General features: G+C 63.5%; 23 protein-coding genes. 11 read left to right on the top strand and 12 right to left on the bottom strand.

The window, feature by feature from the left end:
• Positions 1 to 24 precede the first annotated feature (24 nt).
• Together F561_RS0104655 and F561_RS0104660 are read right to left on the bottom strand one after the other, a co-directional pair.
• Complete coding sequence (locus F561_RS0104655) at positions 25 to 783, bottom strand: alpha/beta fold hydrolase (protein WP_040379861.1); 759 nt, start codon at positions 781 to 783, stop codon at positions 25 to 27.
• Positions 784 to 845: 62 nt separating this feature from the next.
• Positions 846 to 1,592, bottom strand: coding sequence for an alpha/beta fold hydrolase (locus F561_RS0104660; protein WP_019008786.1), 747 nt, complete (start codon positions 1,590 to 1,592; stop codon positions 846 to 848).
• 165 nt (positions 1,593 to 1,757) lie between these two features.
• Here F561_RS0104660 and F561_RS0104665 point away from each other — a divergent pair, with 165 nt between their 5' ends.
• Genes F561_RS0104665 through F561_RS0104680 form a run of 4 tightly spaced genes read left to right on the top strand, consistent with a single transcriptional unit; the run spans position 1,758 to position 5,909 of the window.
• Positions 1,758 to 2,768 carry a dipeptidase gene (locus tag F561_RS0104665; protein WP_019008787.1) on the top strand — a complete coding sequence of 337 codons (1,011 nt, stop codon included), beginning with the start codon at positions 1,758 to 1,760 and terminating at the stop codon, positions 2,766 to 2,768.
• A gap of 32 nt (positions 2,769 to 2,800) precedes the next feature.
• Complete coding sequence (locus F561_RS0104670) at positions 2,801 to 3,679, top strand: C40 family peptidase (RefSeq protein WP_019008788.1); 879 nt, start codon at positions 2,801 to 2,803, stop codon at positions 3,677 to 3,679.
• The gene (locus F561_RS0104675) at positions 3,667 to 4,707 is read left to right on the top strand and encodes a dipeptide epimerase (RefSeq protein WP_019008789.1); all 1,041 of its coding nucleotides are present in this window, start codon (positions 3,667 to 3,669) and stop codon (positions 4,705 to 4,707) included. Before F561_RS0104670 ends, F561_RS0104675 begins: the two co-directional genes overlap by 13 nt.
• Positions 4,647 to 5,909 (top strand): Gfo/Idh/MocA family protein, encoded by a 1,263-nt coding sequence (locus F561_RS0104680; protein WP_019008790.1) that lies wholly within the window; start codon positions 4,647 to 4,649, stop codon positions 5,907 to 5,909. The genes F561_RS0104675 and F561_RS0104680 overlap by 61 nt, the downstream gene beginning before the upstream one ends.
• 81 nt (positions 5,910 to 5,990) lie before the next feature.
• On the opposite strand, the gene F561_RS0104685 is transcribed toward F561_RS0104680, so the two are convergent.
• Positions 5,991 to 6,653: a histidine phosphatase family protein gene (locus F561_RS0104685; protein WP_083922310.1), complete on the bottom strand. Its 663-nt coding sequence runs from the start codon at positions 6,651 to 6,653 to the stop codon at positions 5,991 to 5,993.
• Positions 6,654 to 6,732: 79 nt separating this feature from the next.
• On the opposite strand from F561_RS0104685, the gene uvrC reads away from it, so the two are divergent.
• Positions 6,733 to 8,589, top strand: coding sequence for an excinuclease ABC subunit UvrC (uvrC, locus tag F561_RS0104690; protein WP_019008792.1), 1,857 nt, complete (start codon positions 6,733 to 6,735; stop codon positions 8,587 to 8,589).
• Between the two features lie 69 nt (positions 8,590 to 8,658).
• Here uvrC and F561_RS28650 read toward each other — a convergent pair whose 3' ends face one another.
• Complete coding sequence (locus tag F561_RS28650) at positions 8,659 to 8,829, bottom strand: hypothetical protein (RefSeq protein WP_019008793.1); 171 nt, start codon at positions 8,827 to 8,829, stop codon at positions 8,659 to 8,661.
• 260 nt (positions 8,830 to 9,089) lie between these two features.
• On the opposite strand from F561_RS28650, the gene F561_RS0104705 reads away from it, so the two are divergent.
• Complete coding sequence (locus F561_RS0104705; RefSeq protein WP_019008795.1) at positions 9,090 to 11,087, top strand: lipocalin-like domain-containing protein; 1,998 nt, start codon at positions 9,090 to 9,092, stop codon at positions 11,085 to 11,087.
• Positions 11,088 to 11,239: 152 nt separating this feature from the next.
• Complete coding sequence (locus F561_RS0104710) at positions 11,240 to 11,953, top strand: phosphatase PAP2 family protein (RefSeq protein ID WP_019008796.1); 714 nt, start codon at positions 11,240 to 11,242, stop codon at positions 11,951 to 11,953.
• Positions 11,954 to 12,087: 134 nt separating this feature from the next.
• Here F561_RS0104710 and F561_RS0104715 read toward each other — a convergent pair whose 3' ends face one another.
• The 5 genes from F561_RS0104715 to F561_RS27065 all read right to left on the bottom strand — a co-directional run bounded on the left by F561_RS0104715 (position 12,088) and on the right by F561_RS27065 (position 15,967).
• Entirely contained in the window at positions 12,088 to 13,503 is a 1,416-nt protein-coding gene (locus F561_RS0104715; RefSeq protein WP_040379812.1) for an aspartate kinase, read from the bottom strand.
• A 209-nt stretch (positions 13,504 to 13,712) separates the two neighbouring features.
• Entirely contained in the window at positions 13,713 to 14,519 is an 807-nt protein-coding gene (locus tag F561_RS0104720) for a CopD family protein (protein ID WP_019008798.1), read from the bottom strand.
• Positions 14,516 to 14,914, bottom strand: a complete 399-nt coding sequence (locus tag F561_RS0104725) for a copper resistance CopC family protein (protein ID WP_019008799.1) — start codon at positions 14,912 to 14,914, stop codon at positions 14,516 to 14,518. Before F561_RS0104725 ends, F561_RS0104720 begins: the two co-directional genes overlap by 4 nt.
• 137 nt (positions 14,915 to 15,051) lie before the next feature.
• A complete protein-coding gene (locus tag F561_RS0104730; protein WP_019008800.1) occupies positions 15,052 to 15,498 on the bottom strand; it encodes a DUF1775 domain-containing protein in 447 nt (148 codons plus the stop codon).
• An 85-nt stretch (positions 15,499 to 15,583) separates the two neighbouring features.
• On the bottom strand, positions 15,584 to 15,967 hold the full coding sequence (locus F561_RS27065; RefSeq protein WP_019008801.1) for a DUF2946 family protein: 384 nt from the start codon (positions 15,965 to 15,967) through the stop codon (positions 15,584 to 15,586).
• Positions 15,968 to 16,181: 214 nt separating this feature from the next.
• Between F561_RS27065 and F561_RS0104740 the strand changes: the two genes are divergently transcribed.
• Positions 16,182 to 16,703: a YceI family protein gene (locus F561_RS0104740; protein ID WP_019008802.1), complete on the top strand. Its 522-nt coding sequence runs from the start codon at positions 16,182 to 16,184 to the stop codon at positions 16,701 to 16,703.
• A gap of 182 nt (positions 16,704 to 16,885) precedes the next feature.
• Here the strand turns inward: F561_RS0104740 and F561_RS0104745 are convergent, their stop codons facing one another.
• The 3 genes from F561_RS0104745 to sucC form a co-directional block, all read right to left on the bottom strand.
• Positions 16,886 to 17,479: a hypothetical protein gene (locus tag F561_RS0104745; protein ID WP_019008803.1), complete on the bottom strand. Its 594-nt coding sequence runs from the start codon at positions 17,477 to 17,479 to the stop codon at positions 16,886 to 16,888.
• Positions 17,480 to 17,625: 146 nt separating this feature from the next.
• On the bottom strand, positions 17,626 to 18,537 hold the full coding sequence (gene sucD / locus F561_RS0104750) for a succinate--CoA ligase subunit alpha (RefSeq protein WP_019008804.1): 912 nt from the start codon (positions 18,535 to 18,537) through the stop codon (positions 17,626 to 17,628).
• Between the two features lie 3 nt (positions 18,538 to 18,540).
• Positions 18,541 to 19,701, bottom strand: a complete 1,161-nt coding sequence (sucC, locus tag F561_RS0104755) for an ADP-forming succinate--CoA ligase subunit beta (protein WP_019008805.1) — start codon at positions 19,699 to 19,701, stop codon at positions 18,541 to 18,543.
• 250 nt (positions 19,702 to 19,951) lie between these two features.
• Here sucC and F561_RS0104760 point away from each other — a divergent pair, with 250 nt between their 5' ends.
• The 3 genes from F561_RS0104760 (at position 19,952) to F561_RS0104770 (ending at position 22,145) form a co-directional block, all read left to right on the top strand.
• Positions 19,952 to 21,001, top strand: a complete 1,050-nt coding sequence (locus tag F561_RS0104760) for a M24 family metallopeptidase (protein ID WP_019008806.1) — start codon at positions 19,952 to 19,954, stop codon at positions 20,999 to 21,001.
• Positions 21,002 to 21,012: 11 nt separating this feature from the next.
• Positions 21,013 to 21,513: a septal ring lytic transglycosylase RlpA family protein gene (locus F561_RS0104765; RefSeq protein ID WP_019008807.1), complete on the top strand. Its 501-nt coding sequence runs from the start codon at positions 21,013 to 21,015 to the stop codon at positions 21,511 to 21,513.
• A 161-nt stretch (positions 21,514 to 21,674) separates the two neighbouring features.
• Complete coding sequence (locus tag F561_RS0104770; RefSeq protein WP_019008808.1) at positions 21,675 to 22,145, top strand: YbjN domain-containing protein; 471 nt, start codon at positions 21,675 to 21,677, stop codon at positions 22,143 to 22,145.
• Positions 22,146 to 22,316 lie beyond the last annotated feature (171 nt).

Genomic DNA, 22,316 nt, shown 5'->3' on the forward strand with positions numbered 1-22,316 from the left:
ACAAACCTCTGCAGGAGGCCCCAGTCATGCGGGAAAGATCGCTTCAGGTTCTCCGCTGCGGGCGTGGGCCTCGACGACCCTCAGAAAGTCCAGCGTGTAGCGGGCCACTGTTTTGGGGTGCGAATCGGTGAGGGCGTGGGTTCCGCCCGGCACCGTTTTGACCAGTGCGTTGGGAATCGCGCGGCGCAGGTCGCGCACGGTCCACGCCCGGATCACGTAATCCAGGTCTCCGTCAAGCAGCAGCGTGGGTACCTGAACTTTTTTGAGCAACGGGCCAGTGTCGTGGTGACTCTGGTCGGTCGCCAGCCGCAGCATCAGGGCGGGGCTGCTGACGGAATAGGCGCTGAGGGCGGGCAGCAACAGGGGCAGGCGCTCATGCGGGAGGTCGCGCAGCAGGCGCAGAAACTGCATGGTGACGCTGGGGTTTTCCGGGATACCGGTAGGAGCACAGGCGATCAGCGCCGAGGTGCAGGTGGGATAGCGGGCTGCCAGATCGAAGATCACCTCGCCTCCCAGAGAGTGCCCCAGCAGCGGCGCACAGTTCAGGCCGCAGGCCACCAACCACTGCGCCAGATGGTCGGTCAGGTCTTCGATGTTGCGCGGATAGTCGCGGCGGCCCTCGCTGAAGCCGTGGCCGGGGGGGTCGTACACATAGACGGTGCGCTCGCGGGCCAGTTCGCGCGACACGCGCACGTACATCCACGACGCGCAGCCCAGCCCCGGCACCAGCACCAGCGGGGGGCCGTTGCCGCGTACCCAGGCGTGGGTCTGCAGGCCGTTCACGCGGGTGAACTGTGATTTGCCGGAAGATGATGGACTGTGGGGGGAAGCTCCAGCGGCAGTCTTCACGTCTGCTGGCCTTCATGCAAAAAGTCCAGCACCAGCGCATTGAACTTGTCCGGGGCGTCCACCATGACCACGTGTCCTGCACCCGCGATCTCCTCGTAGCGTGCGCCGGGGATGGCGGCAGCGAGCGCCCGTCCCAGCCGGGCCGGAACCAGTGCGTCGCGGGCACCCCAGATCACCAGCGTTCTGACATTCAGGCCGGGCAACACGTCCAGAATGTTGTCTCCGAGCAGGTGAACGGTGCTGCGCCACATGTTGGGCAGACCCGCGCGGGCGGCGTCCAGCAGGATGCGGGGCATGAACGATTTGCGGCCCGTTGCCAGAGCACGCGGCAAATGAAGTGCCACCTGCACCGGATGGCCGTCCAGCAGACCGCTGGCACAGGCCAGTACCAGATTGTCGATCCGCTGTGGGCGCAGGGCCGCCACGTGCAGGGCGATGTGGCCGCCCATGCTGTGGCCGATCAGGGTCACGTGGTTCAGGTTCTGGTTGTCCAGCCACGCGGCGATGAGTGCGGCGTCCTCACGCACGCCCAGCGACCGCTGCCGCCGTGCGCCGCCGTATCCGGCGAGATCGAGCACATACACGCGGTGGGACCGGGAGAACACAGGCACGTTGCGCCGCCACCAGCGGCTAGACCCGCTGAGGCCGTGAATCAGCACCATCGGCTCACCCTGTCCCGCCCCGTCGTAACGCAGTGTGGCCTGACCATGTCGGAACTGGAGGGAACGCACGCGGGGCAGCATAGCGTCATGCGTGATGGGCGGGCGCGGAAGGTCAAGATTCGGGGAAGCTGGCGGTGGGCGGCGCGGCGTGAAGGAAGGCAGAATTTGTGTTCTGTACGGCCTGTCCATCACCTGTGCTCCCCTCCTGCGAGTTGTTCCGGTGGCCGGGCCTAGAATGACGGGCCTATGGACTTTTCTGTGACGACAGGGCCACTGCTGATCGACGGACATCTGGATCTGGCCTTCAATGCCGGGCTGGGCCGGGAGTTGACGTTGCCGCTGGCGGCGTTGCGGCGTACTGATCCGGTGGCGGGCGAAACGGCCACCGTCACCTTTTCGGAATTGCGGGCGGCGGGCCTGCGCGTGTGCTTTGGCACGCTGTTTGCCCTGCCGCGTACGGCCCAGAGTCCGGACGGCTACACCGATCATGCGGGAGCGCGGCAGCAGGCGCTGAGGCAACTGGAGCAGTACCAGCGCTGGGAGGGCGGCGGGCATCTACGCCTGCTCAGGACGGGTGAGGAAGTGGCGGCCCACCTCGCGTCAGAGGAGGCGGCGCCCGGAGTGGTGCTGCTGATGGAGGGAGCCGACCCCGTGCGGGACGTGGAGGATCTGGCGTTCTGGGCGGCGGCGGGCGTGCGCGTGATCGGCCCGGCGTGGGGGCGCACCCGCTATGCAGGCGGCACGGAAGCCCCTGGCCCTCTGACGGCAGCGGGGCGGGAGTTGGTGGGCGCGATGGCCGATCTCGGCCTGGCTCTAGACGCCTCGCATCTCGACGATGCCAGCTTCTGGGACGCCGCTGAACTGCATCCACGCATGATCGCCACGCACGCCAACAGCCGCGCTCTGATAGCGGGCAACCGCCACCTGACCGACGACATGGCCCGCGCCATCGCCGACAAGGACGGCGTGATCGGGCTGGTGTATCACTCGAAGTTTTTGCAGGCCGACTGGCAGGACGGCGATCCGCGTGCGCCGCTGTCTTCTCTGGCCGCCCACGCCGCGCACTATGCGGGCCTGATCGGTTGGAACCGCGTGGCCCTGGGCACCGATCTGGACGGCGGCTTCGGGCAGGAGAAATGTCCGGCGGGCGTGGACGCTTACCGCGATGTGCCTGCCAGTGTGGACGCCCTGCCAGCCGAACTGCGGGCGGGTGTGTTGGGGGAAAACTGGGCGCGGTGGATGACGCGGTATCTGTAAACAATGTCCGCTGCATGCTCTAGGCTGAGGCCATGACCGTGATTTCGACCCTTGACCCGCGCCTGCACGCTTATGACCCTGTTCGGCGGGCAGCCGAACGCACCCTAGAAGGCCGCTTGGAAGGCGCGGATTGGCAGTGGCTGACCCCCGAAGCGGGCTGGGCCGGGAACGCACGCCTGAGCCTGCGGGCCGAGCCGAACTGGGAGGCCGCACAGGTCAGTGAGGCGCTGCCGGGTGAGGCGCTGTCGGTGCTGCTGCGGGAAGGCGAATGGGCCTGGATCAAGACCGGGCCGGACGGCTATCCGGGCTGGGTGCGGGCGGCGGGGCTGCTGGGCGGCCTGCCAGCAGGAGAAGTGCTGAAGCTGACGGCGCTGCGTGCCCATGCGTATGCGCGCCCCAAGATCAGCTCCCCCATTCTGGCTGAACTGTGTTTCGAGGCCGCCGTGGTGCGGGGGGGCGGCGAGAGCGTGACCGAGGGCGGGCGGGTCTGGTGGCCGGTGCTGCTGCCGGACGGCGCGGCGGCGTGGGTGCAGGCGGTGTGCTTTGCTGCTGTGCCAGAAGGGGATGCTGCCGACTTCGCCTTACGGTTTCTGGAAACGCCGTATGTCTGGGGTGGCAGATCGGCGTGGGGGCTGGACTGCTCAGGGCTGTCGCAGTTGGCTTACGCGGCGTTCGGGCGGGCTTTGCCCCGCGACGCCGACCTGCAACAGCAGGAATTGACGGCGGTGGACGTGGCGCAGCGCGGGGACTTGGCCTTTTTTCCCGGTCATGTGGGCGTGATGCTGGATGGGCGGCGGATGATCCATGCCAATGCGACGCACATGCGGGTCACGGTGGAGACCTTTGAGGAAGGCGAGTACGGCACGAGATTGCAGGACACCTGCACGGGCTTCGGGCGGTGGACGGCTTGAGCGTGCAGATCAGTTGGGAAACGCAGGAACTTCACACCGCGCAGCCATTCGGGATTGCCCGCTGGACACATTCGGTGTATCCGCGTACGTTCGTCAGCCTCACGCATGAGGGCGTGACCGGATGGGGCGAGGCGGCCCCCAACGCCTTTTACGGCGAAACGCGGGGCACGGTGGAGGCGGTGTTGCCGCTGTTGGCCGGGGCCATCTCCGCTGATCCGTGGGACTGGGACGGCCTGCATTCCCGGTTGACGCGCCTGATGCCCTTCGACCATCCGAGCGCCAAATGTGCGCTGGAAATGGCCGTATTGGAATGGTGTGCCCGCCGGGTGGAGCTTCCGGTGTGGCGGCTGCTGGGCCTCTCCCCCATTGCTCCCATTCCAGAAAGCAGCTATACCGTCAGTCTGGCCGAATTGCCCGAGATGCGGCGGCAGGCGCGGGAGGCTGTGTCGCGGGGGCACGGCATTCTGAAGGTCAAGCTGGGCACGGCGCAGGATGAGCAGATCGTGGAAGCCCTGCGCGAGGAAGCCCCGCGTGTGGCCCTGCGTGTGGATGCCAACGCCGCGTGGACGCGTCCGCAGGCCAAACGCATGCTGGGCGTGCTGGAGGCGGCACAGGTGGAATTTGTCGAGCAGCCCCTCGCGGCGGGCGACCTCGCCGGACATGCCGCGCTGCGGGCCGTGGCAAGCGTACCCATCGTGGCCGACGAGAGCCTGCACCATGTGTCGGACGTGCCTGCGCTGGCGGAGGCCTTCGACGGCGTGAACCTGAAATTGGCGAAGCTGGGCGGGCCGCTGCAAGCCCTCCATGCGCTGAGGCTGGCCCGCACACACGGCCTTGAAGTCATGATGGGCTGCATGATCGAAAGCTCGCTGGGCATCGCGGCGGCCACCCATCTGGCGGGCGCGTGCGACTGGGCCGACCTCGACGGCGCTCTGCTGCTGGCCGACGACCCTTATACGGGGCTGGAGTGGCAGGCCGGAACGGTGCAGAGGCCGCGCGGCGTGGGCTGGGGCGTGGAACGCCGTTGATCTCGGTTGCCGTCCTCGGCTGCGGCAACCGGGGGGCCGACGTGTACGCCCGTCATCTGGCCGCACTGGGCGCACGGATCACACACCTGATCGAGCCTCGGCCTGCGCGGTTGGCCGAAGTCGCCGCACGGCATGGGCTGGACGCGGGGGCCTGCTTTGCCGACGCCGATGCTTTTTTTGCGCTGGGGCGGGTGGCAGATGCTCTGGTGATCGCCACTCCCGACCACGCACATGTGGGGCCGTGCCTGCAAGCCCTGGCGCTGGGCTACGACGTCCTGCTGGAAAAGCCGATCTGCTTGCAGGAATCCGAACTGGAACGGTTGCTGGCGGCAGAAGCGGCATCTGCTGGGCGGGTCACGGTGTGCCATGTGCTGCGGGCCACGGCTTTTTTTGGCGCGGTACGGGCGGTGCTGGAATCTGGGCGACTGGGCCGACTGGTGGGCATTCAGCACGCCGAAAACGTGGCCTACTGGCATTACGCGCATTCGTTCGTGCGGGGAAACTGGCGGGCCAGTCCACCGGCCGCGCCGTTCCTCCTCGCCAAAAGCGGGCATGATCTGGACCTGTTGCGTTGGTTCGCGGGTGCGCCCCCCGTGCGGGTGTCCAGTGAGGGCGGCCTGCATCATTTCCGGCCCGAAGAAGCCCCGGCGGGAGCATCAGACCGCTGCGTGACGTGCACGGTGACGGGGTGCCCCTATGATGCCCGCGTCATTTACGGCGAGCGGGACGCGGCGCTGTGGCCGGTCACGGTGCTCACGGCGGGCGGGATCACGCTGGCCGACGCGTTGGAACATGGACCGTATGGCCGCTGCGTTTATGGCGGTGGCAACAACGTTGCGGATCATCAGGCCGTAACGGTCACGTTTGCCAACGGTGTGGTGGCCCAGCTCACGGTCAGTGCTTTCACGCACAACAACACGCGCACCCTCAAGCTGATGGGCACCCACGGTGAATTACGTGCCCAGATGGAGCGCGGCGAGCTGGAACTGCATGATTTCCGCACGAATGAGACAGAGCGCTGGACGGTGGACGCGGCGGGCAATCACGGCGGCGGGGATACCGGGTTGGTGGCCGCGTGGTTGGCGTATCTGCGGGGCGAGTCCGGGCCGCCGACTCCGCTGGTTGAGTCACTGGATTCGCACCGGATGGCCTTTGTAGCAGAGCGGGCGCGGTTGGCTGGTACGGTGGAAAGGTTGGGGTAAGGGAGTGAGAAAATAGAAGCAAGTGAAATCATTCACGATAAATTCGGATCGTGAAACAATTGTCCACTCTTCCTATTTTGTTTATGCATGATTTGCCAGATGTGTCGTTGAGGCGATCATGACTGGCTGCCAGCCCTGCTCAAGCCAGTGCAGTTCTGTTATGGCGGTATTGGCGTGAGCGTAGCGGCCATCCAGCCATGCTTCCTGCACGTTCGCGCCCAGCAGGGCGGTCAGGAAAGCGACCAATGAGCCGCCGTGCGCCACGACGATGGGCGTTCCGGCTTCAGCCAAGGCAGGCGTCAGGGCCGCTTGGAATCGTTCGGCCACCTCGCTCAGGCTCTCGCCACCGGGAAAGCCGAAACTGCCGTCTGGACGGACCAGTTCGTGGGCATGAGTCAGCATGTCGGCGTAGGGTCTCCCCTGCCAGTTTCCGGGGGCGATTTCCTGAAGACCGTCCAGCACGGTGATATCGCTGGAAAAAGCCTGAGCGATGGCGCTTCCAGTCTGGCGGGCGCGGAGGAAGGGACTGGTGTAGACGCGGGGAGCCTCAAGATTCTGGGCGGCGAACCACTGAGCGGCGGCCTGTGCCTGAGCCTGGCCGACCTCATCAAGTGGGTCGTCTGCGCCGCCGGTCAACACCTGCGAGACGTTGCCCGCCGTGCGGCCATGACGAACCAGAAAGAGCCGATCTGACATAGGACGATCCGAAGAGTGATATTCCGAAAGGGGGTGCTGAACGGGCATGAAGCGTAGATTAGCGCCGCTGGGAGGCTGCCGTGAGCAGACATCCGGTTCGATCAGGGATTACGCTCTATGCTAAAGCGTGCATTTCGACGACCTGCCTGTGCTGCCTACCACGCCCGGCGTGTACATCTTTCGCCGGACCGGAACACCCATCTATATCGGCAAGGCCAACAACCTGCGCTCGCGGGTGGGCCAGCATTTCAAGGCGGGCGGCAAGAGCGGCAAATTTACCTCTCTGGCCGAGACGCTGGAATTTATTACGGCCCGCAACGAGGTCGAGGCGCTGGTGCTGGAAGCCAACCTGATCAAACAGCACCGCCCGCATTACAACGTGATGCTGAAAGACGACAAGCATTACCCGTTCCTGAAACTGACCAACGAGCCTTTCCCGATGCTGCTGGTCACGCGGCGGGTCATCAAGGACGGGGCCAACTATTACGGGCCGTACCCGGATGCCTCGGCGGTGCGGCGGGTCAAACACCTGATCGATACGATGTTTCCGCTGAGAAAAAACAGCGGGCTGCCGATGCAGAAAAAGCCGCGCCCGTGTCTGAATTACCACATGGGGCGCTGCCTGGGGCCGTGTGTGGACAAGGCCGACCCTGCCGAATATGCGCGGATTGTGGAGGATGTGAAGGGGCTGCTGGAAGGCCGCGCCGCGCCCGTGATCGCCCGGCTGCGCGAGGATATGGCCGCCGCCGCACGGGGCCGAGACTTCGAGCAGGCCGCCCGCATACGTGACAGGGTGCAGGCTGTGGAAAAACTGTTCGGCACCGAGCAGCATGCCTTTGTGAGCGACGAGACCGATCTGGACTTTCTGGGCGTGGCGCGGGCGGGTGAATACGCGATGGTGCAACTGTTCCGCATGCGGGCCGGGCGGGTGGTGGGGCGCGATAAACGGTTCCTGACCGATGCGGAGGGCGACGGCAGCGGCGGTGAGGGTGAAATCGTGGAAGCTTTCGTGCAGGATTATTACACGCAGGCCACGCATGTGCCGGGGCTGATCCTGCTTCCGGCAGATTTCGAAGCCGCGCCGGTGTGGAGCGAGTTTTTAACGGAAAAGGCCGGACGCAGAATCGAGATGAGGACGCCCAAGCGGGGCGATAAGGTCGATCTGATCGAGATGGCCCAGCGCAATGCCGTCAACGGGCTGGAATCCGAAATGGCCCTGCTGGAACGGCGCGGCGATCATCCAGGGTTGGATGCCCTGCGCGAGGTGCTGGCCCTGCCGGAGCGTCCGTGGCGTATCGAGGGATACGACAACTCCAACCTGTTCGGCAGCAATATCGTGTCGGGCATGGTGGTCTTCGAGGGCGGGCGCAGTCGCCGGGGGGAGCACCGCCGCTTCAAGGTCAAGGGACTGGATCATCCCGACGATTACACGTCCATGAAACAGACCATCGTGCGGCGCTTTACGGGCAGTTTGGCCGATAAGTTGCCTCTGCCCGACCTGATGCTGATCGACGGCGGACGCGGGCAGGTGAATGCCGCGCTGGACGCCCTCAAAGAGGCTGATATCCGCGTGCCAGTGGTGGGCCTCGCCAAGCGGGAAGAGCGCCTGATTCTGCCGGGACGGTTCGGGGCGCAGTGGTGGCTGACCGAGGGCACTGAAGTCGGAGTGGAGCGGGAATTATTGCTGCCGCATACGCATCCGGCCCTGCGAATGATGATCGGAGTGCGCGACGAGGTGCACAACTACGCCGTGTCCTATCACCGCAAACTGCGCGGACAGGACATGCTCCGTAGCGTTTTCGACGATCTACCGGGCATCGGGCAGAAACGCCGGGACGCCCTGCTGGAACACTTCACCAGCCTGGAAGATCTGGCGAGTGCGCCTGTCGAACACATCGCCCGTGTGCCGGGAATGAATGCGCGGGCGGCGCAGAGTGTGAAAGACTTTTTGGCCCAGCGGGAGGCGAACGCAGCTCCGTTGTAGGATTGGAGCCAAAAAAATGCCCCCTTCAAAATTGAGGGGGGTCTTTTTGCTCGTGGCTTTGTGGTCGGCTCACGCAGTGCGAACCGGGGCAGCGAAGAGGCGGTGTAGGAGGGCGCGGAAGCTGAAGCTTGAGCGGACACTCTGGCTCTGGCGGGCGGCGCGTGCCTGGGATTCGCGCCTGGCTTCGGCACGGAGGGCTTCGGCGTGCAGGACGTTTATGTCGGAGGTCAGGAAATGCATGTGGGTTCCCGTGGGGCGCGGCCAGTCGGTGGCCCAGTGGTGCGCCTTTCTTGTGTTCCTATGGTGCGCTTTTGTCCTTCTTAGGCGCATGCTCTGAACGGCGCATAGGTGGGTCAGCCGGGTGGCTTAGATGGTGTAGTGGTGTGGCTGATTTGGTTATTCCTATTTAACTTGCCCCTCTGCTTCTGCGCCCGGCGGAGCCTTAAGTGACATCTCTCCGCACTCATCCTGCTTCACGTGCCAGCGGGTATGTATAGAAGATGGAACTGCGCTGGAAGACGCTGCTGAGGACTGGAGTGGTGGTGGGGGCGCTGCTGGGAGGTGCCCGCGCCGCTACATTCGGGAACTATGTATTCGACCTTCCGGCAGGATGGACTCAGGCCCGGCAGGGACAGGCGCTGGTGCTCACGCTGCCGCCCAGGAATGCCGCTGACCGGGCGACTGTTCGCCTGACTGCGGGCGCGGTGTTGTCGGGCGACCTTGGCAATTGGTTCACGGCGCAGGTGGCGGCCTTCAACAAGGGCGCAACGGTGCTGACGCAGACGCCGACCCAGGCCACGACCGACGAAAACGGCCTGCCTGTGGTGGCCACCGCTGTAGTGGTCAAGGCAGGTAACGGCAGCGAATGGCGATTGTTTGCGGGCACCAAGGCGGGCAACCGCGCCGAAATGCTGGTCTTCAGCGCGTCCAGCCTGGAGAGTTTTACCGCACATCAGGCAGAACTCACGGCCTTTACGGATCGGCTCAACTTCGCCAATGTCAGGACGGCAACCACCGCAACCCAGCCCACGACGGAAAAGTCAGCCACACCAGCAACGACCACTGCTGCCCCGCCTGCGGTCAAGGCGGCTGGCCCCCTGCCCGCGCTGGCAGTGCCGAATGTGGCCCAGCTGGTACGGGGGGGGCTGGATCCGGCCAAGCAACCGTTTCCTGATGAATTCCGCTGCTACCTGTCTTTCAACAGCAGCGATTATTCCAAGCCTGCCCTGGCCTTTCAGATTCTGCCGGGGGGCCGCTACCGTGCTCCCGGCGGCGAGGGCACCTATAAGATGGTGCAGACCAACAGTGGTTCACTCCACTATCTGCGCTGGCAGGGCGGACCGCTGGCAGGCACCGACGATGCCTTTTTGCTGTTCGATTCTACCTACGGTCAGACAATTCAACTGGACGGCGTGACCGATCAGGACCGGCGGCTGTACTGCCACCAACGGGGCAGCGCTGAAAATCATGCACTGGTGGAGTTCCGGCGCAAAGACCCGCAGGTGGGCAAGTATCCCTGTCGCTCGCTGGACGGCAAAAATACTGACCTGGGCACTCTGGAACTGCTGGCAGGCCGCATGTACCGATATAAAGGCGGCAGCGGCAAATACGTTGTGAATATTCTGGGCAAACAGAACGACCCGTTCAGCGGCGTGGACTTTGTGGGTGGCCCGCTGGATGACGAATATTCCACCTACTCCGAAGACGAACTGGGCGAGCGCGAATTTGGACGGATTCTGAGGAATATGCGGTGCAGTCAGGTGGCCAAGCCAATCGTGGAACCGAGGTTCGGCATGGCCAAGGCTCCGGCCCCACCCACGGGTTCAGGCGGCATCACAGGCGCGTATGCCCAGACAGTGCAGAACTTTTATCCGAATGCCAGCCTGGAGCATTATTTCTATGTCTTCAATAAGAATGGCTATGTCTTTACAGGCGATCCAGAGACTTCATTGGCCGATGCCGATTGCACCAAGACGCGGCCCAACGGCCTGCCCCTCTGCGAGGTCTACTCCATCAAGAACGGGATGATGATCATAGGCAGCGACAAGCCGCAGAAATGGGAGCGGACAGCCACCGGATACAAACTGGGTGGGGATGATCTGAATGTGGTCAGGCCGCTGGGTGAACTGAAGTTGGCCGGAGAATACAAGGCCACAAGTGTATTTACGGCAGTCGTGGGATCAGGCGGCGGCGTGTTCTATAACAATCTGACCTTTCGGAAAGACGGTACGTTTACCAGGCTGGCCACTGGGGGTGTTTCTATAACCACCACCACGGACGGCACGGCTTTTGGCGACACGACTGGCGGGGTCTCCAGCAGCAGCGAGCGCAAGAACGGCGGCCAATACACCCTGACGGGCAATACGCTGACCCTGAAGTATGGCGATGGGCGCGTCGAAAAGCAGTTCGCCTATCTCCCCAACCTCAAGGGCGGCAAACCGGACCTGGAATGGCTGTATATCGGTGGCCGGAATTACTTTCTGGAAGATGGGAAGTGACACGGAAGGGTGATGATTTGCAAAAGGACACTATTGACGGACATAGATTGGCATACGGCGCTGTCCCAGATGGATGGGAACCAGAGCCAGTCTGTATAGCCGTTGCTTTAGGCTTCGGATGATCTCCAGATGACAATGCTCTAATACACCGTATGTCTGGGCTGCACCTGAAATGGCACTTTACGCGCCGGGAGTTATGGGCGTTTCTCAAAAGCAATTGGCGGGCGCTGCTGCTGCTGCTGATCGGTGTCCTGGCCCCGTTGCTGCTCTTTCTGGAACTGGCTGAGGATGTGTTCCGTGACGGGGGATTTCCGTGGGACAGTTCGATTCTGGAGTGGTACCGCACCCACCGGACCCCGCAACTGACCGCCGCTGCCAACACCCTGGCTGTGCTGGGCGGATTCGCGGTGCTGCCCCTCGTCACGGCACTGATCGCCTTTTTGCTGGCACGGACGGGGGCCAAGGCACACGGCTGGTTTCTGATCATGGCCCTGAGCGGGGCAGCCCTGCTCAACGCGGTTGCCAAGCTGTTATTTCAACGCGCTCGCCCGGATATTTTGGAAGCGTTGGTGCGGGAGCCGGGGTTCAGCTTTCCCAGCGGACACGCCATGAGCAACGCGGCTTTCGGATTCGCGCTGATCCTGGTGTTCTGGCGCTCACGGGCAGGTTGGCCGGTGGCCGTGGTGGCCGGACTGTGGGCCGTAGCCGTCGGAGCCAGCCGGAATTATCTGGGCGTGCATTACCCATCGGATGTGCTGGCAGGCTTTTTTGCGTCGGCGGCGTGGGTGGCCGGGCTGTATCTGCTGATGAGCCGCAGGTGGCCGGGGCTGAGAAAGTCACCGAAAGGCGAGCGGGATACTCGCTGAGACGGAAAACGATTTGAGCGCTGTAGAGGTTGGTCCCTAAAGGAAGCAGACCGCGACAACAGAGCAGGGCGAACATGGTATGAATCCAGTTCGCCCTGCTCTGTTGGTCAGTTTATGACCGTGCACTTCTGGGCCTAGACGGCGCCCGCCACTTCCTGCAACGCAAACGCCCCGTGTACCGCCCGCGTGGCATGTTCGACCTGCGCGTCTTCTACGGCCACGCTGATATTCAGCTCGCTGCTGCCCTGACTGATCATCAGGATATTGACCTCGTCGCCCGCGAGTGCGCCGAACAGTTTGGCCGCCACGCCTTTTTGCCCGCGCATGCCGCTGCCCACGATTGCCAGTACAGCCACGCCGGGTTGCTCCTCAACCTTCAGCTCGCCGCTGACCGCTGCACGCAGGGCCGACACGGTGCGCTCGGCATAGATGCTCTGCACGGCCAACGATACGTTACTCATGGAGCTGCTCTGAGACACCATCAGCAGGGTGATATTTTCGCGTGCGATGGCCGTGAAGAGGCTGGCGACCACTTCCGGAACGCCCAGTACGCCTGCCCCGGTCACGTTGATGATGCTGACGTTGCGAATGGCGGTCACAGCCTTGACCGGATGGCGGGCGTCGTCGTGGGGGTCGGCCTGCACCAGCGTTCCGGGGAAATCGGGGTCGGCGGCGCTCTTGACGCGCAGGGGAATGCCGCTCTCTTGCAGCGGGGTCACGGCCAGCGGATGCAGCACTTTTGCGCCGAAATAGGCCAGCTCCATCACCTCACCGTAACTCAGGACTTCGATGTTACGGGCATCTTTCACGACTCTGGGGTCGGCACTCATGACGCCGTCCACGTCTTTCCAGGCCCAGACTTCGGTGGCTCCCAACGCCTTGCCGATAATCGTGGCGCTGAAATCGGTGCCGCCGCGCCCGAGGGTGGTCAGGGCACCCTGTTCGGTTTCGCCCATAAACCCGGCCACCACCGGAGTCACGCCCGCATTCAGCAGGCCGCTCAGACGGTCTTTGATGCGGGCGTAGGCGGTAGGCAGAGGCCGCGCATTGCCGAAATGGGTGTCGGTGACGATGCCTGCCTCACCGCCCGTGACGTGGTGGGCACGCAGGCCAGACTGTTCGAGGGCCAGCGTCATCAGAGGCGCGGACAATCTTTCACCGAAAGCCACGATCAGATCACGGCTGCGGGGAGTCAGTTCACGCAGCAGATACACGCCGTACACCGCCTGCCGCAGGGTTTCATGCATCTCGCGGATCTCGCGCACCGCGTCGCTGTCGGGAGCCGCGCCGAGTTCCTGCGCCGCCGTGAAGTGGCGGGTTCGCATGGCGGCGATGTCGTCGTTGGCAGCAGCAATATCCCCGGTCTGGGCCGCGTCGGCCAGCCGCAGCAGTTGGTTGGTCACGCCCGCCATCGCAGAGACCACGACCACCACCCGCACGCCTTCGCGCACGCTGCGGCCTGCCAGAGAGGCGCTGTGGCGAATAGCGCGGGCGTCGCCCATATTGGTGCCGCCAAATTTCATGACGAGTAAGGTGGGAGCATCTGACATACCACGCAGTATGCAGCCCCCGGCGCGTGAGGCAGCGGGGGCGTCTGGGCAAGCCGTGATCAGGTCATGCCTCTTCTGGTTGAATCCCGTTTTTTGAGCCTCGGCAGGAGCCAAGCGGCCCGTACTCGCACGAATGGCCGGGGGGCGGTCATGGAGTGGCGGTGGCAATTCCCTTCCCACATCCTGCATTCCACGACCCACACCCCAATTCAGTGGCCCTCCATATTCATCTGCCCCGGTTCGTGCGTTGGCGGCGGCGTTTCCGACAGGGTGGCGGTGACGGTCAGCACACCGACCAGAAGAAGCAGTTCCAACCCCAGTTGGGGCCGAATGCCTCTGGTGCGGGCAAAGGCACGGCGGGCCAACACCGCCGCCAGCAGTGCCAGGGCGACCAGCCCCAGCTTGACCATCAGCGTGACACCGTAGCTGCTGTTCCAGACGCCCCAGAGGGTTCCGGTATGTTCCAGCGTGGCAAAGGTTCCGGTCAGGGCCAGGGTGGACACGCAGGCCGTGGCGACTGGCGTAAAGCGGGCCGCGTGTGCCTGCCCCGCACCTCGCAGGGTCAGCAGGGCCAGCACGCCGCCCACCCAGAGGCACATGGCCCCGGCATGGACGACATGCAGCAGGCGCACGGTCGGGCCGTGACTCGCGCCGTGGCCGACTCCGGCCAGCCCCCACAGGGTGATGGCGGCGGCAGCGGCGGTCAGCAGGCGGGGCCACTGCCCCAGCTCGGCAGCCAGCAGCAACAGGGCACCGATCAGGAGCAGCATCAGGGCACGGCCCGCTCCGGTCTGGGTCAGGTAATCGAGGTAATCGGCAGGAGCTGTGAAGCCCACCACCGCCAGTGTGCCCAGCAGCGTGAGAAAGACCCCCAGCGCCAGCAGAAGACCGCCCAGGCCCAAAACTCGGCGGGCAGGGTGAGCAGGCGTGATGGAATGGCGCGTGAAGATCCCGCCTACCAGCAACACCACGCCTGCATAGAGCAGCCCTTTGGCAAGGATCAGGAGCGGAATCACCGGACGCGGAACAGGCTGTGGCCGCCCACCGGGTGACCGTCATCTGACAGCACCGCCCAGGCGATCAGGTAGGAACCGGCTTTCAGGTTGGGCTTCAGGGGCAGACTGAGTGTGGCTGCCATGCCACTGGCAACGGGAGCAAGATTGACCAGTTGGGACGAATCAGGCTTCAGCGCCAGCGCCAGCTTTGCGGCCTCGGCAGGCGTTTTCCCGCTGGGCATCGGCAGTACCCGGAAGGTGGCGAACCGGAGGTTCACGGGTTCTGCAAAGCGCAGTTGGACGGTCTTGGGAGCAGTCACGGGGAGAGTGGATGTGGGACTGACCACCGTCACGTCGGTATGGGCAGAGGCTGTACTCAGGGCAGCGGCCAACAACAGAGCAATCAAGGATTTCACAGGAGCAACCTCCGGAAGAAGAGTGGGCGGAAAGCCTGAATGACCGGCTTTCCGCCCGGTGAATGAGACCTGCCTCAGCCTGTCAGGTGAACGTAGAGAATTGGAGTTCAGTCACCTGAAACGCATAACCCAGGCGTTTACTTGATAGTGATCTTGCTGTCGGGCGTCTGTTCGGGATCGCTGTTGTCCCACGCGACCACCGAGCCGTCGCTGTACTTCTGGTACACCTTCCAGCTGACGACTCCAGCGGTCTCTGGATTGCGGGCAGTGAACATGAAGCGGGCATATTCCATTGGCGCGATGCGGCCCTTCCAGATCACTTCGGTGACCAGTCCGGCGGCATTTTTGGTCAGGGTACGGGTAAAACCGGGCATGGTCTGGAAGCGGGTGATGGTCATGCCCGCCGGAACGACCAGCCGAACCTCGGTGGTGCTGATTTCTTTTTCGGTAGGCACGTTCAGGCGGTAGGTCTCGTTTTTGCCGATTTCGGAGGAGGTCAGGCCCGCTTCGGTTCGGACGGTGGCGTGGGCAGCGGCAAGAGGCAGGGCCGCAAGAACAGCCGTCAGCATGAGGGATTTGAACATGTAAAAACTCCAGTGATGAAAGAAGCAGGGCCGGGTAGAGGGCGGCCAGATGGCCCCTACTCAGGCGGGGTATGGGTGACATTGTTTAGGCTCGGACGCGGGCAGGCGGCGCACGGGCATCGGTGTGGCGCAGGACGGCGGCATGTGATGGTGCTGCATCTGGCGGGGTCAGGTTCTGGTGAACTGCGGGCGCGGGCGGCGGTGTGGCTGTGTCGGCCTCAAGCGCAAACGCCCCCGTCAGGCAGAAGAGGCAGTGGGCCTGATGATTTTGCTGGTGGCGCTCCTGGGAACCGGAATGGTCAGCAGGCGAAGGAAGGCCGACATGCTCCATGTGCATGCCGCTCATCACCATCTGCGCTTCAGGCAGCAGCGACACCACTGGGCCGCGTATCAGGAAGGCAAAGGCGGCCAGCAAGGTCAGCAGGGCGGTGGCCCAGCGCTTGCCTGTTTCCCACCGTCTTTGCCGCATCGTGTTCGTAGTCTAGCGAATGGGCCGGTACAGAATGCCCCTTTCTCTCTGTTTTGTTATTCCAATATAAATTAAATGACCCGGAGATGATCATTCAACCTGGAGTGATATTCAGGGTCAGTCAGCTTGGTCTCATCTGCTTCACGGGGCGCACCTCAACATGAAGATATGACTAGGCTCTCAGACTTGCAGTGGGTTATGGATTCCTGCTGCTGTGACGACGCTTCTGGGAGCTGCACAGGCAGCGACAGTGGCCTACACAGCGGTAGGCGGCACAGCCTCGTTTGAACATAAGGTGCGCTTCATCAATGTGAGGGGCAACATTGCAGACGTGACCAGCACCGTACAGCTCGATCCGGCTGATCTGGCCGCCACCAGAGGCAGCGTCACCGTACCCGTGGTCAAGCTGAAAACTGGCCTGGGTCTGCGCGACGACCACGCCCGGAGTGAGGTGGCCCTGAACGCCGACAAGTTCCCGAACGCAGTGTTTACCTTGGAGAAGCTGACCGGTGGCAAGCTGATCGAAGGGCAGACGCTCTCCACGACGGCCAGCGGGCAGCTGACCATCAAGGGCAAAACGTTGGCCGTAACCGCTCCAGTCAAGGCGACGTTGCAGCAAGGCAAGGTCAATGTGAGTACCCAGTTCAAGATCAATCCACACGACTATGAGGTAAATTATCCGGGCAGCAGCGATTCGGCCACACTGAACGTGACCTTCACGCTCGCGCCCCGCTGAGAGGCAGGCTGATTGGTCTGCCGTCAACAGGCTCATCTGCGTCTGATAGCGGCACGATAGGTATGGAGACAAACGCTGAACAGAGGATTTCAGGCGGCTTACTGACCTCGCTCGAAGGCCAAGGTCAGTTCGGTGCGTGAATTGAAACACGCCCCAAGTGAAGTTGCTCTGGACTGCCGAACCTAGCGGCTCAGATTCAACGACACCTGCGCGGTATCGGCGTAAGGCGACACTTTCACGGCGCGGCCCACATCGACCAAGAAGATGTTCCAGCCACGTTTCAGGCTCGCCTCATACCCCCGGTTGGCCTTAACGGTCACGTCGGTGCCCACCCAGGCTACGAAAACACTGCTGCTGCCCGAATTCAGCGTCACCTCGTTCAGGGGTTCGTTATCGTCGCGCACGCCGTTACGGTTGGTGTCGCGGTAGGTAAAGAATTTCAGTTCTGCCGTCTGTACGGAGGCGCTGACCGTCACAGGGTCGATCACGCCGGGCCAGCTGACATTCTGGGCGCTGAGGGTGGTCTGGGCGCGGGCGCTGGGGGCAATGGCGGGCAACTCCAGCCGGAATTTCCCGCTGTTGATCGGCACGCTTACGATTTCCTGCACGGCCTGACCGCTGGGCGTGACGGCCCAACCGCTGACCCGCGTACCCTCGGCAGCGCTGCCGTTGACAGTGCCCGTGACTGTGCCCGCAATGCCCTGCGCGGACGCGGAGGCCAGCAGACCCAGCCCCAGCAGAGTCGAGGTGGCGAGAAGGCGGGCAGAAAAGTTCATACCTACAGTCTACTCGCGGGGCTGACGGCCATGTGACGAAGGATGACGATTCCTTTACGCCCTTCAGTGCGGGAAAACTGGGGATGAATACAGGGCATCAAAAAGAGGCCGGAGCAGATGCCCCGGCCTCTCCCCTAGCTTCGGTTTCAGTTCTGAATATTCAGAGCTTTTTTGACCATGTCCATGATTTCGGGCATGGTGTCGGCCACGGGTACGTTCACGGCAGCAAAGGCCGCCAGTTTGCTTTCGGGGGTGCCTACGTCGCCCATGATGATGGCTCCGGCGTGGCCCATGCGCTTGCCTTTGGGGGCGCTGCGGCCCGAAATGAAGGCGATGACAGGCTTTTTCATGTGCTTGCCGATGTATTCGGCGGCGGCTTCTTCGTCGGCTCCACCGATTTCACCGATCAACACAATGGCGTCGGTGTCGGGGTCGGCCTCGAACATGGGCAGCACGTCAGCGAAGGTGGTACCGATCACGGGGTCGCCGCCGATGCCTACGGTGGTCGAGGTGCCCAGGCCCGCGTCTCCGAGCAGCTTGGCCGCCTCGTAGGTCAGGGTGCCCGAGCGGCTGATCAGGCCGATGCGGCCCTTCTCGCTGTAGATCTTATTGGGCATGATGCCCACCTTGCATTCACCGCTGGTGACCAGGCCGGGGCAGTTGCCGCCGATCAGACGTACGCCCTCGCCACCTGCTTCACGGCTGACGGCGTCAAGCGCCTTGACTTCCTGCACAGCCCGCATCATATCGACGGTGGGCACGCCCTCGGTGATCAGGATGATCAGGGGCATTCCAGCGTACGCGGCTTCCAGCACAGCGTCGGCAGCTCCGGCGGGGGGCACGAAGATGATCGACACGTTCGCGCCGTGTGCAGCTTTGGCCTCGGCCACGCTGTTGTACACGGGCCAGCCTTCAAAGTCGGTGCCGCCCTTGCCGGGGGTCACGCCTGCTACCACCTGGGTGCCGAATTCTTTCATGGCGCGGCTGTGGCTCGCGCCTTCGCGCCCGGTCATGCCCTGCACGATGACCCGGCTCTCTTTGTTCACAAGGATGCCCATGACTTATTTCGCCTCCGCGTTGTTGGCTTCTTTCGAGGCCGCTTCTGCCGCCTGGAACATATCGGGGTACATCTGAATCAGGGGGCTGTTGACCTCGGCCAGCAGCGCCTTGGCTTCCTCTTCGGCGGTTCCGGCAATCCGCATCCGCACGGGCTTGGTCAGAATACCTTCGTTGAGGGCCTGAATCACGCCTTTGGCAACTTCATCGGCGCGGGTGATGCCGCCGAAAATGTTGATGAAAATCGACTTCACGTCGCTGTCTTTGGAGACCAGCTTGACGGCGTTGTACACGATTTCGGCCTTGGCCCCGCCGCCGATGTCGAGGAAGTTGGCGGGCTTGGCTCCGGCACGGTTGACCACGTCGAGGCTGGTCATCACGATGCCTGCGCCGTTGCCCAGCACGCCCACGTTGCCGTCGTCGAGCTTCACGTAGGCAAAGCCGTACTTGCTGGCTTCGATCTCCAGGGGATGCTCGGCTTCCAGTTCGCGCCAGTCCAGCAGGTCCTTGTGGCGGTACATGGCGTTGTCGTCGATTTCAAACTTGGTGTCCAGCGCCAGGGGCGTACCGTCGGCGTCGATGAACAGCGGGTTGATTTCCACCAGCACGGCGTCACGGGCCAGGGCGGCCTGGCTCATCTTCACCATCATGTCGGCGATCTTGTTCAGGTTGCCCTTGAATCCGGCGCGAATGGCGACCTCGCGGGCCTCGAAGGGACGCAGGCCCGTGATGGGATCAACGCGGTGACGGATGATGGCTTCGGGGCGCTCGGCGGCGAGTTCCTCGATTTCCATGCCGCCCTCGGCGCAGGCCATCAGCGTGTAGCTCTGGACATTGCGGTCCACGATCATGCCCACGTAGTACTCGGTTCCGGCATCGATGTCCACGGCTTTGGTGACCAGCACCTTGTTGACCGTCAGACCCTTGATGTCCATGCCCAGGATTTTCTCGGCATTTTCAAAAGCTTTGTCGATGGTGGGGCTGAACTTGACGCCGCCCGCTTTGCCGCGTCCGCCCACATGAACCTGAGCCTTGACGACCACAGCCTGCCCGTACTCACGCGCGATGTTGCGCACCTCGTCGGGGGTGTAGGCCACTTTGCCGTCTTGCACGTTCACGCCGAATTGGCGCAGCAGTTCCTTGCCCTGATACTCGTGAAGTTTCACGGTTTCTCCTCTTTGGTTCCCACACGGGAACAATCTGTCTTGTGTTGACCCGCCCACCCGCAGAGATGATTCAGCAGATGCCGGGCCGCCGTCTTTTCGTCCCGAAGAAGTATAAGCGGAGGCGGGCCGGAGGCGGGCAGATGTCCCTACAGTGGGGACAGAATCGGCGGCGGCCCTCCGTCTTTCTGACCCCCGACACCCCCGCCTACCGCGTAGCCCGTCAGCCTCCCCTTCTGTTACCTTGGCGGGCATGACACAACTGGCAGACTTGGGACAGGCGATGCGGCAAGCGGGCATAGACGCCCTGTGGGTCAGCACTCCGGCCAATGTACGGGCGCTGACCGGCTTTTCCAGCGGCGAGGACGGCAAGGTGCTGGTGGGGCCGGGCGACGCCGTGACGCTGTATACCGATGCCCGCTACACGGTGCAGGCGCAGGAAGAATCACGGGTAGACGTGTTCGTGGCCCGCCCGCCGGAAACCTACCAGCACGCCGCCGAGACGGTCAGAGGCCTGCGCGTGGGCATCGAGGCCGACCACCTGACTGTGGCGGGACTCGAAGACCTGGGTCAGCACTGGGACACGACGCTCGTGCCTGTGCGCGGGATGATCGAGGGCCTGCGGACCATCAAATCGCCGGAGGAAGTGCAGGCCATTCGGGAAGCACAGGCGCTGGCAGACCGCGTGTTCGCACAGGTACGCCCCATGATCCGGGCCGGAGTGCGTGAGCTGGATGTGGCGCTGGAACTGGAACTGGGTCTGCGCCGCGCCGGGGCCGAGGTGGGCTTCGACGTGATCGTGGCGAGCGGGCCACGCGGGGCCATGCCGCACGGGGCGGCCTCCGAGCGCGTGATCGAGGACGGCGACCTCGTGACCATCGATTTTGGCGCACGGCTGCACGGCTACCACTCCGACATGACCCGCACGCTGGCGGTGGGCACGCCGACCAGCGAGATGCAGCGGGTCTACGGGGTTGTGCTGGAGGCCGAGGAAGCCGCCATCGCCGCCGTGAAACCCGGTGTGCGGTGTGCTGATCTGGACGCCCTGGCACGCGGCATTCTGGAACGGCACGGCCTGGGAGAAGCGTTCGCGCATTCGCTGGGGCATGGGGTGGGCCTGAATATCCACGAGGCTCCGGGCCTGCGGAAAACCAGTGAAGAGGTGCTGGCGGCAGGCATGGTCATCACCATCGAACCGGGCGCGTATCTGCCGGGTGTGGGCGGCGTGCGAATCGAGGACCTGTTGCTGGTCACAGAAGACGGCTACGAGGTGCTGAGCCTGACCCCGAAAGAGGCGGTGTGAGGCGGGCACAGGTGAAACAGGCGCTGCTGCTCTCGCTGCTGCTGTTGGGCGCGGCCTCTGCCGAGCGGGTCTACCGCGTACAGCCGGGCGATACGCTCTGGAAACTGGCGCAACAAAACGGTGTGACGGTGGCGATGTTGCAGGACATGAACGACCTGTCGGGCCAGATGCTGGAGGTCGGGCAGGTGCTCAAGCTCCCCGGCGGCACCGACACGGCGCGGGTGGTGCAGGAAGACGCTCCGGTCTTTCAGCGCGGCACAGCGGTGTATTACGGCGGGCGGGCCAATGCCCAGACCTCCATGACTGCCGCCCACCTGACCCTGCCGTTCGGAACGTGGGTCCGCGTGACCCAGAGCAGCACGGGCCGCAGCGTGGATGTACTGATCAACGACCGGGGACCGTTTGGTGTGCCCAGCCGCATTATTGACCTCTCGCGGGAAGCGGCGGCAGTGCTGGGCATCGTGTCGCAGGGGGTGGCCCCGGTGACCCTGACCGTCCTTTCCCGCCCGTGAAGGCTGCCCCCTGCCGACCCCCGGCTGCATGAAGACCTTTCCCACTCTGTAGACGGCGGCGAGGGTGTTAGAATCTCACGGGTTTCAACCACACAAGCTCACTCCAAGAATTGTTTGTGTTTGTCTGTTTGTGTTTCACCCCACCGAGGAGGATGGTTTCAATGACGATGGAAACGGCACTGCTGACGCTGGACACGCTCGCGAAATATCTGAAGGAAAAAGAAGTCCAGTTGGACATGGAAGAGAACAACGGCCAGCGCTTCATTCGCATGGGCTGGCGCTTCGAGATGGGCGACGCCGCTGTGTTGGTCAGCGTCAACGACGGCCCCAACAACACCAGCCGCCTCGAAGTCACCTGCGTGACCCAGAAGCAGTACCCCGGACGCCGCGCCGAAATCGTGAATTTGCTGAACGACCGCAACCGCGAACGCGCCTTTGCCCGCAGCATCGACGCCGACGGCAACGTGTGGCTGGAGTACGTGGGCTTCTACCCCACCCTGGCCGAAATGCCTCAGGAAACCTTCGACACGCTGTTCGGCGGCGTGCTGATGCACTTCCAGGACGACTACGCCACGCTGGAAGGCTACGTCGCAGGCAATGGAGAAATGCAGGTGCAGATGCCTCAGGCGTAAGCCTGTAGGAACCGAGCGGGGCGGGGTCATTCCTGCCTTTGCTTTGCTGAGGTAAGTGAAATGATTCACGATAGTGTCGGATCGTGAGGTCTTTATTTTTTCTCTACTCCCTGAATTTTTAACCTCACAGCCTGGGGGACCGACAAAAGTCATGTGAAGCCTTGGATGAGG

Source organism: Deinococcus aquatilis DSM 23025, from assembly GCF_000378445.1.
GTDB lineage: Bacteria > Deinococcota > Deinococci > Deinococcales > Deinococcaceae > Deinococcus > Deinococcus aquatilis.

Bases quoted from the DNA above. Each gene is read 5' to 3' on its own strand.
- F561_RS0104660 (WP_019008786.1), bottom strand. From the start codon at position 1,592: ATGCTGCCCCGCGTGCGTTCCCTCCAGTTCCGACATGGTCAGGCCACA.
- F561_RS0104665 (WP_019008787.1), top strand. From the start codon at position 1,758: ATGGACTTTTCTGTGACGACAGGGCCACTGCTGATCGACGGACATCTG.
- F561_RS0104670 (WP_019008788.1), top strand. From the start codon at position 2,801: ATGACCGTGATTTCGACCCTTGACCCGCGCCTGCACGCTTATGACCCT.
- F561_RS0104685 (WP_083922310.1), bottom strand. From the start codon at position 6,653: ATGCCCGTTCAGCACCCCCTTTCGGAATATCACTCTTCGGATCGTCCT.
- F561_RS28650 (WP_019008793.1), bottom strand. From the start codon at position 8,829: ATGCATTTCCTGACCTCCGACATAAACGTCCTGCACGCCGAAGCCCTC.
- F561_RS0104705 (WP_019008795.1), top strand. From the start codon at position 9,090: ATGGAACTGCGCTGGAAGACGCTGCTGAGGACTGGAGTGGTGGTGGGG.
- F561_RS0104710 (WP_019008796.1), top strand. From the start codon at position 11,240: ATGTCTGGGCTGCACCTGAAATGGCACTTTACGCGCCGGGAGTTATGG.
- F561_RS0104715 (WP_040379812.1), bottom strand. From the start codon at position 13,503: ATGTCAGATGCTCCCACCTTACTCGTCATGAAATTTGGCGGCACCAAT.
- F561_RS0104730 (WP_019008800.1), bottom strand. From the start codon at position 15,498: ATGTTCAAATCCCTCATGCTGACGGCTGTTCTTGCGGCCCTGCCTCTT.
- F561_RS27065 (WP_019008801.1), bottom strand. From the start codon at position 15,967: ATGCGGCAAAGACGGTGGGAAACAGGCAAGCGCTGGGCCACCGCCCTG.
- F561_RS0104745 (WP_019008803.1), bottom strand. From the start codon at position 17,479: ATGAACTTTTCTGCCCGCCTTCTCGCCACCTCGACTCTGCTGGGGCTG.
- sucD (WP_019008804.1), bottom strand. From the start codon at position 18,537: ATGGGCATCCTTGTGAACAAAGAGAGCCGGGTCATCGTGCAGGGCATG.
- F561_RS0104760 (WP_019008806.1), top strand. From the start codon at position 19,952: ATGACACAACTGGCAGACTTGGGACAGGCGATGCGGCAAGCGGGCATA.
- F561_RS0104770 (WP_019008808.1), top strand. From the start codon at position 21,675: ATGACGATGGAAACGGCACTGCTGACGCTGGACACGCTCGCGAAATAT.